The sequence below is a fragment of the Vagococcus sp. WN80Y genome (assembly GCF_059621045.1).
Genome location: NZ_JCAQHY010000152.1, coordinates 1 through 16,079, shown reverse-complemented (window position 1 = coordinate 16,079; position 16,079 = coordinate 1). Strand labels below are relative to the sequence as shown.

The following is a 16,079-nucleotide window of genomic DNA, read 5'->3' as shown; positions in this document are numbered from 1 at the left end:
GTCCTTGCTAATACATGTCAAAAAATTGCCTCAACCACTACGGTTACTTATTACATGTCATCTAATCTCTCAATCCAAATTCGACTCCCAATCACGATTTCTGGATATACGCCTTTGGCTACGTGCAAAGTGCCTGGTAGTTCTGGTCGTTGAGCCCCATCAAATTTAATCGTAATATGACCTAGCTCCTGCAAATTCTTCCCCACAACAGCACCAATGGCTGTCAATTGATACTGACAGTCTCCTATGTGTAAAATCATTTCAGTATTCAGTACTTTTTCTACAGGCTCTAGCTCGATGATATAACAATAATTCTTCAAACTATCAGGCGCATGTTCACCGAATAAAATCAACATCTGCTCCTCACTAAACATCTTAGATTCAGAGCCTATTTCTTTAACTACAGTTTCATATATTTTCATTAATCCTCTCAACTTTCCACTTTTTATATCTAACTATATAAACCAAAACTAGCAATCCATGCAACAATAACACGAGGTACCCCATTTAAAAAGCGTGAATACAACACTGAAGGAACCCCGACCTCAACTGTTTCCGCCTCAGCTTCCTCTAACCCTAAACCAACTGGAATAAAGTCGCAGGCATTTTGCGTATTAATTGCAAACAGAGCAGGCAATGCTAATTGCGGCGGAATATTCCCTTTGCCAATCTCAACACCAATTAATGTGCCAATTACTTGACCAATTACAGCTCCAGGTCCCAATAATGGTGACAAAAATGGTAACGAACAGATAAAACCAATAATGATTAATCCCCAGATGTTACCAGCTAAGGGGGCCATGATTTTGGCAAACACATCGCCAATTCCAGAGCCTTGAATAATCCCGATCAACAAGGCCACAAAAGCCATGAAAGGTAAAATAGTCGTAATAACCGTTTGAACCGCTTCGCGAGCAGCTTGGTTAAAGGTCGCCACTACTTTTCCGGCCCCCATTCCAATTCGTGCGATGATACTTTGCTTGACAATGGTTTCAGTGATCTTTTTATCAGTACTGTATTTAAACTCTCGCTCTTCAGAAGGCGCTTTTTGAGGATCTTGACTTGCTGTAGCCTCAGTCGCCAAGGAAATTTGATCAGGTCCAACTGCCGAAACATAGATCTCTTCATTAATATATTTTGCTAATGGACCGCTTTTGCCAGTAGGAACGATATTGACTGTAAAAATACCTTTTTGCGGGTAAATTCCACAGCGCAACGTGCCGCCACAGTCAATAATAGCAAGGGCAATCTCATCATCTGGAATAGAGGTTTTAAAGCCATTAACTGACTCCATCCCTGTCAATTGCTCAATTTTATCAACAATTTCTGGGCGTTCTCCTCCTCCTGTAACATAGATAAACTTATGCTTCTCAGCTGTCGGAGTGATAGTCAAGGGACCACCGTAGCCACCTGAGCCTCTTTTTATGGTAATACTTCTATAATTTGTCATATTATTTTTTTCCTTGTATATTATATTTAGAGGTTTTATTCTTCCGAAATTAAAGGAAACCTCCATGAACCTGTGTTATATAAATTGATATTAACTCAAGGTATTTGAGATAATATAGCTAATGGATTGAGAGGTCTGACCGTTTCTTCCTTGAGTCGTTGAACTCGTTATCGAAAGACTGGTCCCTCTCTTCTAATCTGCTGATTGCGAATGAGTTAGATGTTGAAAGCGACGTGCTTTACTCCGTATCTAGAACAAGGTAGTGACGCGATTAGTTGAGTGGCAATCAATCCAAAATCTTATGTAGAAGGTGACTGATATGCTTTATCTTGGCATCGATATTAGTAAACGAACCCACATAGCATCTATCATGGACAGTCAAGGCCAGGTCAAATTGAAAGGTTTTTCATTTCCTAACACGACTGAGGGAGGGGCTTCGCTTTTAAAACAAGTACAGGCTTTATCTGAGTCAGCCACTGACGTGACCGTTGGTATGGAAGCGACAGGACACTATTGGTTAGCCTTGTTTTCTTTCCTATCAGAACATCACTTTATTATTCACGTCATCAATCCGATTCAGACCGATGGTTGGCGCAAAGGGACAGAAATTCGCAAACGCAAGAACGATATCATTGATTCTGTTCTCATTGCCGATTTAATTCGTTACGGTCAATTTGTTGAAACCTCACTGTCAGATGAAACACTCTTTTCCCTGAAGCAACTGACACGTTACCGCACTTACTTGGTAGGAACAGCCAGTTATTTCAAGCGAAAAATCATCGCAGTGCTTGATCAGGTCTTTCCTGAATATAATACCGTTTTCAATAAAGTCGGCATCTTTGGCAAAGCGTCTAAAGAAGTCTTACTGGAGTTCAGTCCCCCGGATGAGCTTCAAGCAGTGTCAGCTGAAACGTTAGCCAGCCTGTTAGCTGAGGCCAGCCGTCACCGCCTAGGGATTGAGAAAGCGGAACAACTCAAAAAAGTTGCGGCACACTCCTTTGGGGTGACCTTTGCCCAAGAAGCCTTTACGTTTCAACTCCGTTCAATGATTGAACAACTCAAATTTCTTGAAAAACAGATAAAAGAAGTTGAAGAAGAAATTAAAGACATTATGACCAGTCTCGATTCAGTCATTGAAACAATTCCAGGAATCGGGGCCATCAATGGGGTAACCATTTTGGGTGAGATTGGAGATATCCATAAATTTTCAAACCCGAAAAAGTTAGTAGCTTATGCGGGCATCGATGCTTCTGTCAGCCAGTCAGGACAGTTTGAAGCCACCCATAATGTCATGAGTAAGCGTGGCTCTCCTTATTTGCGCAAAGCCCTATTTTCGGCAGCACTCGCTGCTTCGCAACATGATCCCGTTCTTAAAGCTTTTTATGACAAGAAACGAGGGGAAGGAAAACATCATTTAACGGCCATTGGAGCTGTCTCAAGAAAGTTGTGTTACATCATTCATGCGCTACTCACAAAGAATGAGCCTTACGAAATTCGACTGTAATTTTTTTTTAAAAGTCATTTACGTCAGGTCTATTTAGTCTACGGTTCTTCTTTTGAACAACGTTATTAAATCTTTTTACTATTGATTGATTTTACGCTTGACATTATATAGTTAGTCTTTCTACTAAAGTTACCACTAGTTACCCAATCATTTTAGCTTCTTTACTTAGAATAATTCCTTGCTGCTTACACACAAATTTGGTCGTATAATCTGTGACAACTCCGCCGATGAAATTCATGACCAGACCGACTAATAAATAGCGAATAGCTAAATCCATTTGATTCAATCCTAAACTAGTAATCCCTTGAGCTACACCCAAATAAATAAATAATTCTCCAGGATTTATATGGGGAAATAAGCCATTACTTGTATGACAAGCTTGCGCTGTTACAGCATAATAACTTGGCTTATAATACTCAGGTAAAAAACGACCTAAAGTAAAGGACATCGGATTCCCTAGCATAAAGGTTGCCACAAAAGGTAAAATTAAATAACGTGTAAAAATATTTTTTGATGACGCGCGAGCAATTTTATTCACTCGATCCTCACCTAACATCGCAATCAAGGTATTCATTAAAACGAGTAACATCAATACCACTGGAACAATGCCTGTTACCCAACCAATAAAGGTATCCGCTCCAGTTTGAAATAAATTCATAAATCCTTCAGCAAACTTAGTAATAATTGTCATTTCTTAACACTCCTTCTTTCAATTCGTAGTAACTAGCCAGCATGCTGACCTGTCACTTGCTCATTTTCCCATCAGTCTGAGCCTTGCGTGGCGCGCGTCTTACTTTCAGCATAACCAGCTGTTTGGCTAAATTTAATTGCTCCTTTAAGGCCATAACCGGCGCTTGTTTTTGCTCAATGACCTCACCATTCATTACACGACTGTAAACCGAAACCGCATCCATAATAGTTTGTTGTGTTAACCGATTCTCTTTTGCCACACAGGGTAAATCAGGAGTTACTTCCTCTAGCATTAACCCCTCAACACCCGTCAATGGTTTAAATTTTGCTAAAACACTTATTCCCTGCATTTTGCATCCGTCAATAATCCTCCCCTGAGAATCAATTACCAGCATGACGATCGTCCCCGCTCTAAGTTTTCCAGCTTTACGACCAATTGCAACACGACCACGGCGCTTCATCTGACTATAGACAGTTGTAAAATGTTTAATCTGAATAAATCCAACAATTCCTTGAACGACATAGGCAACAACTGCAAAAATTCCGAGTAAATAAATAACAGGCATTAGTCTCTCACTCCTCTCTCATTTTTAATCCCGCAACATCTCGCTAAAAAAATCCAGTACCTCTTGTCGATTATTTAACTGACTAACAGTTGCTTTGGCTAACTCATTTTGACCTAAAGAAAAGATCAGATCATAGACTCTCATCAATAGCTTTTCTACCGTATCCGTGACATGCTCAGGTATGCCAACTAAAAAAACTAACTGAACTGTTTGACTCTCTTCTTGACGTACCTGTTTAAAAACGCCTAGATTTAAGACAATCTTTGTTCCGCCTTGATTGATGGTGTGAGGAAAGCCAATACCTTGATCAAAAATAGTGGTTTGCCTTTTTTCACGCTCTTCCCATAAAGGTAAAAAAGTCGACGATAACTTGCCCTCTTCTATCAATCCCTTTACCATCTCTTTCACATTGACTAAATAACTTTTTTTCTCATCTAAAATCGAAAAAGAAAACTCAATCAACCCATGATTCAACAGCACTTGCTCATCAATTTGCTGCCATTCTTTTAATAGCAATTTATTATCAAATAAATTCGTAATTTGAATCACCGGTATATTATCCTTCGGCTCTAAAGGCAAGGTACTAAAAATTGCCATGTAGTGACGCATGTCTTTGTCTAGATAATCTGTCTCAGAATACTGAATTAGGTCAATATCAGGTCCTAATACTTCTCTTAACTGCCGCTTTATTAAGGCAGCCGTCCCCCGACCTGAGCTACAAACAATCGCAACTTGTCGATTACCTACCAATTCCTTTTTTTTCGTCAGCGCCATTTCAAAGTAAATGGTCAAATAACTGATTTCAACCGGATTAATTGGCAGTAATAAGGTCGTCTCTAAAACACTCATTGCTACTTTAGCTAATTCGTATGAGAACGGGTATTTCACTTGAATATCATCCATAAACAAGTCGACTAACTCGACATGAAAAATCACCCGATTAAGCATAAACATCAAATGATAATTCAATAAATCAAACAGCTCATCCTTATCTAAATCCGTGATGAAATTATTTTGAACTTCCTCCATCATGCTATCAAAAATATCTCGCACACCCTGTTCATACTGGCTCATCCCTTCAGAAACCATCGCAGTTGTGCGCGTGTTGATTGGAAACGAAATAAAATCTTGATCGTATTTCCCTAAGGTTAATTGATACTCCTTTTCTAAATGCAACATGAATTCTTCCATCAAAGGCGATTGAAACTCAAAATTATTATAATACGAGATACCTTGTCTCATGGCTTGGTTTGCCAATATTCGCCTGATACTAACAGCGATAACTTTTTTAAACAACACAACTGCCGACTGATCTAACTTATAATAATTTGCTAATTTGTCAGCTAATTGGAGTGTCTCTGGTTGTAACGGAAAATCCTCACTATAATAGTCAAAGACATACTTCAACATAATCAGCCGCAAATTAAACTCAGTTCCGACAATTTTTATCCCCTTATTCGGCACCCCTTGCAAGCTGACGCCGTAATCTAACAAGTGCTCCTTAATCAGTTTAATATCTTTATTAACCGTGCCGCGACTTACCTGTAAAGCATCAGCCATATCATCAATTAATAAGAAATCAGCCTTCGTCATTAATTGCTTCAAGATGAATGCTATGCGTTTCCCTGACGAATTAAAATCAGTTTCCTGCTTCAATTTTCCACTCATAATATCCTGAAAACCCGGTACATCACTGATGATTAACTCAATGTCTTTCTTTTCTTGATTAATCACAGCAATTTCAACTAACTGTTCATTCAATAACTCACTATTCTTTTTAATTGTTTGCGTCGACATACCTGTTAACTTACTTAATTCTTCTAGTGATATACGGCGTTTTAATAATAAAATAGTTAAGATCTGATACCACTTATTCGCTAATGACAACCTGACTTCCCCCTTAGGTCTATCCTAGCCGCGAGTTTTACCCCCTGCCACATTACAAGTTACACCAGTTATATAGCTCGCTCGTTCTGATAATAAATAACAAACGAAATCAGACACCTCTATTAATTTGCCACTCCTTCCTAGAGGAGTTGTTGACGTACTACTATACCCCGCGCGTAACGCATCAACGCTGATGCCACGTGTATAAGCTAATGCGGTTTCATATGCCTCTGTCCTTAAACCAGTTTCTTCCATAATGCCCGGGGCAATTCCCACAACTCGAACATTGTATTTTCCTAGCTCTTTCGCCCAAGAGCGTGTAAAACTATTGAGTGCAGCTTTCGTTGCTGCATAACAACTTTGTCCAACAGAACCTTCCAAACCACTTTCTGAAGACATATTAATAATAACACCGGATTTTTTTTCCGCCAAGACACGTCCGACAGCTTGGGACATTAAATAAACGCCTTTTTGATTAATCGCAACCATTTGATCAAAGACCTCACCTGATAATTCATACTGACTACCAGCTACTTCTCCATCTACTAATAATCTAGGCAGATTAATTCCCGCATTATTCACGAGACCATCAATTGTTCCAAAGTGCTTAATCGTCTCATCTACCACCCATTCAACGGCTGATTGCGATGAAATGTCCGTTTCCACAAATAATAACTTTTCAGCCTGCTTGCCATTATCTTTTAAGTCAGCATTAACAACCTTCGCCCCTTGTCCTAACAAACTATCAACAATCGTCGCTCCAATACCAGATGACCCTCCTGTCACAATCACCACTTTATTATTAAGATCTAACCAGTCACTTGTCATTATTATCTTCCTCTCTACCTGTGATACTCTCAGTATAGGAAAGATGTTCCACTAAATTAATACAGTCATTTATTCACAAAAAAATATTTTAATGTATTATCTCTTTTTTTTTTATCTAAAATATCATTGACAGTTTTATAAACAGATGATAAAGTTAATAAACCGACTAAGGTCTATTAACTAAAAAGGAGAACATCTATGCGACCAAATACTAATTTCCCCATAAAACGCTTAGAAATCATCAAAATCGCTCTTGATCTATTTTTAGAAAAAGGCTATGACCAAACAAAAATTAACCACATCATGAAAGCAGCTGATCTTTCTAAAGGAGGGATGTATCATTATTTCGACTCAAAAGAAAGTATTTTAGATGCGGTTATTGAATATGCCTTAGCAGAAGAAATGTCTGATTTTGATAATCAGCTAATCGCGGCAACTACTACTTTTGATAAAATGAAAATCTTTTTGGGCAAGGCCAATTTAGATTATTCTGACTATCTAAAAAAATTCACACAATTTAAACGAACACCAGAAAGCTCAATTGTCACTTACCGAATTAAAGAAATTACAGCAAATACTGCCATTCCATATCTTCAAGTTATTCTGGAATTTGGTATTAAGGAAAACGTATTTCAGACTGATTTCCCCGACGAATTAGCTCGTGTCCTTTATCAAGCAGGTGAAGATTTATTTTACGACGTTGCTAGACTTAACGAACATGAGATTGCAGAGAGTAACTCGCGGATTCAGCGAAAAATTGAGGCCTTTAGCCAATTGCTAACCCGTAGTCTTGTTCTCACACCAGAAAATGCAACATATTTCCGGCAACTACTAGGGGAATTATTAATACCCGACAATTCAAAAAATAAGACTATCACACAAAAATCAGGAGGATCACAATGATCATTTTTATCATTAGCTTACTGCTATTACTCATACTTTTTCTATGGCTCAACAGTCCAGGAAAGCTTCCCCCTTTAAGGTCAGAAAATGGACAGGCTTATGTCAACGGTCTGGCTGACAAAGTCAAGCTAACTATTGGTGGCGTCGAACAAGGGCTCTTCATTTTAAGTGAGGACAAACGAAATCCTGTGCTCCTTTTTTTACACGGCGGACCAGGCAGTCCAGAACTGCCAATCATTTACTCAAAGGATGCAACTAATCGACTTGAAAAAGACTTTACTGTTTGCTACTGGGATCAACGAGGAGCTGGCATGTCATTGAAAAACGTATCTGAATCCTCCATGACCTTAGAACAGTTAATCGCCGATACCTTAGAGGTCACCACTTATCTAAAAGAACGCTTTAAACAAAACAAAATCTTTCTAATGGGACATTCTTGGGGGAGCTATTTAGGGGTTAAAACTATTGGCCAAAAACCGACAGATTTCTATGCTTACATCGGCATGGGGCAGCTTAGTAATCAACGCTTATCAGAAAAATTGGCTCATAATTACCTTGTCAGCCATGCCAAACAGCTGAATGATACACGCACTTTTACACGTTTGACTGCCGTTGATCCTAACGAACTGTACTTCCCTTCACTCAACTATATTATGGGAATCCGTACCTCTGCCATGAATAAGTATGGGGTCGGCATTACTCATGATAAATACTCGATGATGACCATTTTTAGACAGCTTATTTGTTTCAAAGGATATACATTGGCTGAAAAACTTAATTACTTACGTGGATCCTTGTTTTCTCTCAAACATCTTTTCCACTACACAACTGCTGATGATTTAAACGAAAGTACGAATCAGTTTGAGATTCCCTGTTATATCGTCCAAGGAAAATACGATTATCAAGTCTCCTATGAGCTAGCCAAGCAATATAGCGAAAAAATTCAAGCCCCTAAAAAAGCTTTTTTTACTTTTGACAATTCTGCCCATTCACCCATCATCGAAGAGCGTGAGAAATTTTGTCAGGTGTTACGAGAGATAAAAAAAGATACATTTAACTCAACGAATGATTAAAAAATCGACTTATACCTGCCTTAGATAGACATGTATAAGTCGATTTTTTGATTATCATACTCATTTGTTTGATGTGCTTACTCAGTTTCATCTCTCAATTGAATCGAGATTCCCGTCTCATTATCGTAAATTAATTGCTCAATCGCCTCATTCAATGTTTCCGTTTTAAAATAACCAGATTTATAAAGGCTCTCTAACAGACTTCCAATTTCATTAAGTGATATATTTACGCACAGTCCCCCTTCCCTATTATAGTTTTTTACTTAACAATAGCTCATAAGGATCTCCTATTGGAAAAAAACCACCAATAGATTCATATCCTAATTTATAATAAAGGTGTTGTGCCTTCTCACTAGCCACTGTTGAGGTCATAACCGATGAAGCATCCTCCTTTTTAGCTAGCTCCTCAAACGAGTTAATCAACGCTGTTCCATGGCCTTTATTCCGTTCCTCCTCGATAATATAAAGCATATCCATAAACGGAATTGATTCCCAAAAGTAACTAAAACGTAACCAACCGACAATTCTATCAGTTTCTACGATCAATACCCTGTTTTGAGAAATCGCCACCTCCAAGACGTTTCGCTTAATTAAATGATCTAACTTTGATAGTTCGTTCAAATGTCTCGTTGATGCAAGTTCTACCACCATCTATCACCTCTTACTCTTTAATCCCACTCAAGATAGCCTTAGCTAAACCACGAGGATTTTCCCAAGCCATCGAATGCCCTGCTTCGTCCACAATAGCCACTTCAATCCCTGTATTTGCCAATATGTTAATATCTGGATCGGCCAAGTTTTCTGCACCAAAAATGAATGTTTTAGGATCGGATAAAGCAAATAAGCTTTCTCTCCATGAAAGGGTTTGTCCGTCAATAAGCTCTTTAGATGCCACATAAGCTGCTTTCGGTAACCACTGAGAAAAACATGAGGCCCAAAGACTATTGCCAGATTGTCTGTTCGCTTCAATCATCTCATGAAAGCCTGTCTCTTCAAATTCAGCTAAGCTCATAGAGGCGATCTGTTTACTTGTAAAACCGCCGCCACTATCTAAATTAGCCTCACTTAAAATAAGAGCTTCAAGCTTGTCTTGAACTAGCCCGGCCAACGCTATCGCAACTGAGCCTCCAAAACTATGACCAAAAATAATCAGGTTCTCAAGTCCTAAATCACTAATAAAAGCCAAAAGATAACGGATATGGGACTCAATCGTATAATCAAACTCAAGTGGCTTATCACTAAATCCAGCTCCTAATAAATCGATTAAAATTCGACGATGACCTCTTAATTCCAATTGAGACGCCACCTCTGGATAATCAAATGAGCCAGCACATCCCAAGCCATGAATAAAAATAATCGGAGTTTTTTCTCCCGGAAAATCATGATATCTTAGACAGCAATCAGTCTCTTCTATTCGATACTCTTTCATTTAATAATTCCTCCCAACTCTTAATTAAATCATAACATATTGATTCACTAATAAGGAGGAGTTTTATGCTAAAACGTTCCAACTTATTTTGACATAGATACTGATCGGCTCCTCTTAAATAAGAGTCGCAGACTGCTACTTGAGAGAGCAGCAAGAAACATTACCACCACTCCCTCTCCAATAAATAGACCAGAGTGAGTCATGCTAGGGAATAAACTTTGAACGATAGCAATCGAGCCTGACGCAAATACTCCACCAGAAATAACTAATTAAAAAAAAGCTAAAAGGGCCGGCTTTGTTCACTTAGTCATTCTTAAATAGCTCCATATTTTTTTCATTCTTTTTTGTCACGATCAATTCCTCCATCCAATTTCTTTATAATAAATTAATAGCCCATTAACAGTTCTTAGTTTCATGCAAAAAAGCTATATGACGACTTATATTGTCATCATACAGCTTTTTTCACTAGCGAGCTAATGCTTAATTGATTATAGTCCTATCCCTCAAAAGCCTCCCTAATTCACTTGATTAATTCCTTTACAACAGGCGTTTGAAGTCTCTTTTGCTCATACCGGCACACAATTAGTTTTAACTTCAGGTTTTAAAAGATAAACCGTAACGAATCAGACACTCTACTAATAACAGCTCCAACATGATTGTCAACTAAAGAAAAAACATTCAATTAGTAATTAAATTATACCAAGTTATTGCCGTCATTCCAAACTTCAAAAAAAAAGCCATGACATAAGTCACAGCTTCTTTACTTATTAAATTACATTCTTACTGCAAAATCTGGTGCAAAGTAAGCTGATGAACCGTAAGTAACGTTTTGACCTGAGGTCGGTGCGTGAATGTAGTTACCGCCTCCTGTAGAAATCGCTACGTGATAAGTATTACCTCTGCTACCCCAGAATAGTAAGTCGCCTGCTACTGCTTGAGAAACAGAGATTTGTGTGCCCGCACTTTCTTGAGGAACTGTCCATCCACCAATTTCTCTTCCAGCTGCTACACGGTAAACATATGAAGTAAAACCAGAACAGTCAAACGAATCTGGGCCTTTTGCTCCCCATACATATGGTTTACCAATATGCTTAGCTGCCTCAGCAAGAATTGCTGCTCCAGTACCACTTGATGCTGGCGGTGTAGGAGTTGGTGTCGTCACCGGAGGAGTCACAGGATCTGGTGTCGGAGTTGCCGGTGTCTCTGGAGTTGGTGCCACTGGCGTATCCGGTGTTGTTGGCGTTTCTGGTGTCGTAGGTGCGACTGGTGTAGCGGGAGCTTCTGGCGTTACCGGTGTTTCTGGTGTCGCAGGAGCCTCTGGTGTTGCTGGTGTTTCTACAGCTGGCGCTTTAGCCGCTTGTTCCTGTTCCTTAGCTTGACGAGCTTCTTCAGCCTTTGCTGCAGCGGCTTGTTCTTCAGCCAACTTAGCCAAACGAGCTTGTTCAGCACGAGCAGCTTCAGCTTCAGCTTTTTCTTGTAAGAAACCAGCTTTTTTATCTTCTTCAGTTGAACGCTCAGCAGAAATTTCACTTACTAAAGCTTGTTGTTGTAATTCTTGATCGACTAACTGCCCTTTTTGACCTTCTAATTCAGCAGCTGTTTCATTCAACTCTTTAACTTTAGCTTCAGTTTCAGCTTTTTTAGTTTCAACAGCTTTCTTATCACTTTCTTGTTGTTTCATCATGTCATTGCTTGCCTTAACTAGCTTTGTGGCAGAGACAACACGCGTAACAGCATCAGAAATTGAATCTGCTGATAAAACAGCATCAATATAATTATTAGCTTTTCCGTCTACTTGAACAGAACGAGCTTGTTCTTTAATACTAGCATCGCGCTTTTCGATTTTTTCCGTTAAGCCTTCAATGTCAGTTCCTAACTTAGAAATATCTTCGTTTAGCGCTACTTGCTGTTCTTGTAAACTAGCAGCTTGCGTCTTAATCTCTTCAATAGATGTTCTTACTGTTTCTAATTGTGCACTTGCAGTTGCTTCTTGACTGTTTAGCTCACTTATTTTATTTTCAGATTGTTGAATTTTAGTATCGAACTCATCTGCTACTGCTGCAGCCGGTAAAGCGACTGGGCCTAACAAAATCGAACTTACCATTAATGTTGCTATGATGCGTTTTTTCACTGGTCATTCCCCCGACTTTTTTTAATTGCTTTATTTCTTTTCTTAAGCACTGAATGAATTGTAACATATTTACATGTCAACGAGATGAAAGCTACATTACAAAAATAATTCATGCTCATTAGATGACTTTTTTTATGTGACAGATTGTTATTTATTCGATCTGTTTCTAGAGCGAGAAGAGTATCCGACTAGTCTCTTACAAAAAAAGATCATCTTTATTTCTGCTATAAGTTACCTGATTGTTACATAAGATCATAACGAGAAAAATGAAGCCACTAAATTTCGTTAATCCCCCACCTCCTTAATCCTATATAAAAAAATAAAAAACACAAACTGATGTTATCTTAGCGGCGAATCAAAGTCAAGAAATTGCATCGACAGCTCCTATGATTTACTCTACTGCTAGATAACTATCTTTTACCGTAGTAACCGTTTTGGTTAACTTAATTTTCATATATGAAAATTTTTTCTGCAATTAACCTCTCTATGTTATAGTGAAGTTGCTATCAACGTCACCTCTTAAGGAGACCCTTTACCCTGTATTCCCCAATATATAAGTGATAGCAAGTAACCAGACAACCTTTCTTGTCTGGTTTTTTACTTTAAGTAAGAACAAAAAAAGCGACACAATCATCAATTTGTAGTTGATGACTGTGTCGCTTTTAACATTTTTCTATAACTCTGAATCTAAACCATCTTGTTTCTTTTTAAAGATGTAGTATACAAGAACCATCATCAAACCAGACAATGACGCCATAAAGCTGTTCTCAGCTTGACCTGTTTTAGGTAATTGAGCTTTAGCTGTCTTGATTGTTTTAGTTTTTGTAGTTGCCTTTTTAGTACTTAGATTAGTTAACGGTTGATCTTTTGCTGGTTTATCCGTTGAACCAATCGGTGCTTTAGGGTCATCAGCTTTTTTCGCTTTAACTGTTAACGTAATTGTTTCTTCATCAGTTTCAGGTGTTAGAGCACGTTGCATTAAAATAGACTCATTAGTAGCAGTAAATTTAATTTGGTGAACACCCTCTTCAACTAATTTACTACCTAAAGTTGTCACTTGAATTCCTTCGCCTAAGATTTCAAAACTAATCTTAGTAGCATTTTCTGCTGTTGCCCATGCTAAAATCATTTCTTTTGTTAGTTTATCGCCAACATACATTGTTTGATTTTTAACAGTAAGTTTTGGAAGTGCTAATTTGGGCTCTTGAACTGTCAACGTAATTGATTTAGTTGTCGTATTCCCCGCACTATTAGTGTATGAATACTCGATTGTGTAAACACCCGCTTTTGTCGTATCAATCGAACCTTCGATAACTTTATAAGATGTTACAGCTAGATTATCGCCATCTACAGGGTCACTTGCTGTTGCCCAACCTAAAATAGTCTCTTTTGTTACAACATCACCAACTGTAACAGTTTGATTTTCAGCATTAATCGTTGCTTTTCTTTCCTTAACAGTAAGAGTAATACTTGTAGTAGCAGTATTATTAGCAGAGTTAGTCACAGTATAATTAATCGTATATACCTTTGGAAGAGCCGTATCAATTGAACTTACACCACCATCAATAGTGTATGTAACAGTTAAATCAGTAGCACTGTCAACAGTATCTGAAGCTGTCGCCCATGATTTAATCATTGCATCTGTAACTGCTTCTCCTTGGAATACTTCTTGATTAGTTGCAACAATTGTTGGTTTTCTCTCAATTACTGTCACAGTAATTGACACAGTTTTAATGTCACCAAGTGAGTTAGTCACAGTATATTCAACTGTATAAATACCACCAGCATTAGTTGTATCAATTGAACTTCCAGCACCACTAACTGTATAAGTAATAGTCAAATCTTCTGGTTTATCAACTGAATCAGACGCTGTTGCCCATGATTTAATCATTGCATCTGTAACCACTTGCCCTTGATCAACTGTTTGATCTTCTGCTGTAATAGTCAATTCTCTTGCTTTCACTGTCACATTAACTGTTACAGAATCAACAACGCCACTTGCAGTTTTTGCTGAATAAGTGATTGGGTACACACCTGGAGTTGTAGTATCTACAGTCCCACTATATGAAATCCCCATATCATAGCCTTCTTCACCATACTTCTTCAAGGCCTTAGTTGAACCATCAGCCATAACTTCAGAAGCTGTTACGTGAGCATATGGATCAAAGGTTTCACCAACAAATAGCTCAGTGCCTGAAGCCGATAAGTTTAATCCTTTAAGAACTGTAATAGTAACTGTTGTTTCAGTTGTTGTATTATATTCGTGTGAATAAACGACGATAGAAATTTTGTATTTCCCTGTCTCTCCACCACCAGTAGTCCCATTTGTTATAATATCATACTCTGAAGGAGAAGCTGTGCTACCATCTGGATTTTTTACAGATAAACGTTTGTTAATTTCAGCAACAATATCACCATTTTGAGCAATCGTAAAATCTGGAATAGACACACTTAAGGTGCCGATATTATCTTCTACTACAATAACATCAATTGTTCTTGTCGTCTTAGGACCATTAGCTACTGAGTCAACCTCATAAGTCACTTTATAAGGAGTGGTCGTCGTTGCAACAGCCGTATTAACATTATTACTAGTTACTTTAATTCTACTAGAAACATCAACTCCTTTATCATCATAAGCAAAAACGCCCTCTAATGGTTGAAAAGTTGAACCTTTTTTTATCATTTTTTGCGGCGCAACTGAAAGTGTTGGTGCTCCTACACCACTACTCTCACCTGGAATATGACCTACTTCTCCATCCTTCATAGGCACAGCAGAATCATCTGTTGGCGCTACTTCTGGCGTTGCCGGTTTTACTTCTGGTGTCGGTACTACTTCTGGTGTTACTGGTTTTACTTCTGGTGTTGGCGCCACTTCGGGCGTTGTTGGTTTTACTTCCGGTGTCGGTACTACCTCTGGTGTTGTTGGTTTTACCTCAGGTGCGACTGGTGCTGCTTCTGGTGTTGTTGGTACTACTTCTGGCGCAACAGGAGCTTCTTCTGCATTAGTATTATCAGCTTTTGTCCCTTCTGCAACTGCTGCTTTTTCAGCTGGCACTTCTGCAGCAACAGCTAAGTGAGCATTTAAAAAGGTTGGTGCAAGTAACGTGACCAACGTTAATTTGATAAGTGTCTTATTTTTCATTACAACTCTCCTCAGATTTTAATAGAACCTTATTTGAAAGGTATGCTCTATATTATAATGTATTACGCCCCATTTTTAAACCATTTTATGTCATAAATCGATCATTTTTTCATTAATATAGATAGATATTAGAATGTTTAAGGTATTACATATACGTTCATTTATAATCACTAAACGAATTATAAAGATTTTAATTATAAAGATAATTTCCGAAAAACCTGTTCGATAATCTGTGCGTTTATTGTGGATAAAAAAACTTATTAGAAATTAATTTATTTTTTAATATCTCATAAAGCTATTGCGAACTTTTCTTTAGTTCTGCCTTCAAATTAATTTCTCCTATTCAACAAAAAAATCGAGCTTGGGACATAAGTCTAAACGAAAAATCCAGATACCAGTCAAATTGATTGGCATCTGGATTATTTTGTTGTACAAAAATAAGAACACTTTTGCTAAAATAAAAGTAACCAAACAAA

The 16,079-nt window shown here is 38.1% G+C and carries 13 protein-coding genes; 3 read left to right on the top strand and 10 right to left on the bottom strand.

Features of this window, described 5'->3' with window-relative positions:
* Positions 1-50: 50 nt before the first annotated feature.
* Together AC5KOD_RS11530 and srlE are read right to left on the bottom strand one after the other, a co-directional pair.
* Positions 51-422 carry a PTS glucitol/sorbitol transporter subunit IIA gene (locus AC5KOD_RS11530; protein WP_496914713.1) on the bottom strand — a complete coding sequence of 124 codons (372 nt, stop codon included), beginning with the start codon at positions 420-422 and terminating at the stop codon, positions 51-53.
* A 29-nt stretch (positions 423-451) separates the two neighbouring features.
* The gene (srlE, locus tag AC5KOD_RS11525; RefSeq protein WP_496914712.1) at positions 452-1,450 is read right to left on the bottom strand and encodes a PTS glucitol/sorbitol transporter subunit IIB; all 999 of its coding nucleotides are present in this window, start codon (positions 1,448-1,450) and stop codon (positions 452-454) included.
* A gap of 319 nt (positions 1,451-1,769) precedes the next feature.
* On the opposite strand from srlE, the gene AC5KOD_RS11520 reads away from it, so the two are divergent.
* Positions 1,770-2,954: an IS110 family RNA-guided transposase gene (locus AC5KOD_RS11520; RefSeq protein ID WP_496914711.1), complete on the top strand. Its 1,185-nt coding sequence runs from the start codon at positions 1,770-1,772 to the stop codon at positions 2,952-2,954.
* 139 nt (positions 2,955-3,093) lie between these two features.
* On the opposite strand, the gene srlA is transcribed toward AC5KOD_RS11520, so the two are convergent.
* The 4 genes from srlA to AC5KOD_RS11500 are packed head-to-tail and all read right to left on the bottom strand — an operon-like array spanning position 3,094 to position 6,925.
* Entirely contained in the window at positions 3,094-3,645 is a 552-nt protein-coding gene (gene srlA / locus AC5KOD_RS11515; RefSeq protein ID WP_496914710.1) for a PTS glucitol/sorbitol transporter subunit IIC, read from the bottom strand.
* A 52-nt stretch (positions 3,646-3,697) separates the two neighbouring features.
* Positions 3,698-4,210, bottom strand: a complete 513-nt coding sequence (locus tag AC5KOD_RS11510; protein ID WP_496914709.1) for a transcriptional regulator GutM — start codon at positions 4,208-4,210, stop codon at positions 3,698-3,700.
* Between the two features lie 24 nt (positions 4,211-4,234).
* On the bottom strand, positions 4,235-6,097 hold the full coding sequence (locus tag AC5KOD_RS11505) for a BglG family transcription antiterminator (RefSeq protein WP_496914708.1): 1,863 nt from the start codon (positions 6,095-6,097) through the stop codon (positions 4,235-4,237).
* A gap of 24 nt (positions 6,098-6,121) precedes the next feature.
* Positions 6,122-6,925: an SDR family oxidoreductase gene (locus AC5KOD_RS11500; RefSeq protein WP_496914707.1), complete on the bottom strand. Its 804-nt coding sequence runs from the start codon at positions 6,923-6,925 to the stop codon at positions 6,122-6,124.
* A 198-nt stretch (positions 6,926-7,123) separates the two neighbouring features.
* Here AC5KOD_RS11500 and AC5KOD_RS11495 point away from each other — a divergent pair, with 198 nt between their 5' ends.
* Positions 7,124-7,828: a TetR/AcrR family transcriptional regulator gene (locus tag AC5KOD_RS11495; RefSeq protein WP_496914706.1), complete on the top strand. Its 705-nt coding sequence runs from the start codon at positions 7,124-7,126 to the stop codon at positions 7,826-7,828.
* Positions 7,825-8,901, top strand: coding sequence for an alpha/beta fold hydrolase (locus AC5KOD_RS11490; protein WP_496914705.1), 1,077 nt, complete (start codon positions 7,825-7,827; stop codon positions 8,899-8,901). The genes AC5KOD_RS11495 and AC5KOD_RS11490 overlap by 4 nt, the downstream gene beginning before the upstream one ends.
* 249 nt (positions 8,902-9,150) lie before the next feature.
* Here the strand turns inward: AC5KOD_RS11490 and AC5KOD_RS11485 are convergent, their stop codons facing one another.
* The 4 genes from AC5KOD_RS11485 to AC5KOD_RS11470 all read right to left on the bottom strand — a co-directional run bounded on the left by AC5KOD_RS11485 (position 9,151) and on the right by AC5KOD_RS11470 (position 15,603).
* Positions 9,151-9,552, bottom strand: coding sequence for a GNAT family N-acetyltransferase (locus tag AC5KOD_RS11485; RefSeq protein ID WP_496914704.1), 402 nt, complete (start codon positions 9,550-9,552; stop codon positions 9,151-9,153).
* Between the two features lie 10 nt (positions 9,553-9,562).
* Positions 9,563-10,330, bottom strand: a complete 768-nt coding sequence (locus tag AC5KOD_RS11480) for an alpha/beta fold hydrolase (protein ID WP_496914703.1) — start codon at positions 10,328-10,330, stop codon at positions 9,563-9,565.
* Positions 10,331-11,102: 772 nt separating this feature from the next.
* Positions 11,103-12,461, bottom strand: a complete 1,359-nt coding sequence (locus AC5KOD_RS11475) for a C40 family peptidase (RefSeq protein ID WP_496914702.1) — start codon at positions 12,459-12,461, stop codon at positions 11,103-11,105.
* 673 nt (positions 12,462-13,134) lie between these two features.
* On the bottom strand, positions 13,135-15,603 hold the full coding sequence (locus tag AC5KOD_RS11470; RefSeq protein WP_496914701.1) for an immunoglobulin-like domain-containing protein: 2,469 nt from the start codon (positions 15,601-15,603) through the stop codon (positions 13,135-13,137).
* Between the last annotated feature and the right edge of the window lie 476 nt (positions 15,604-16,079).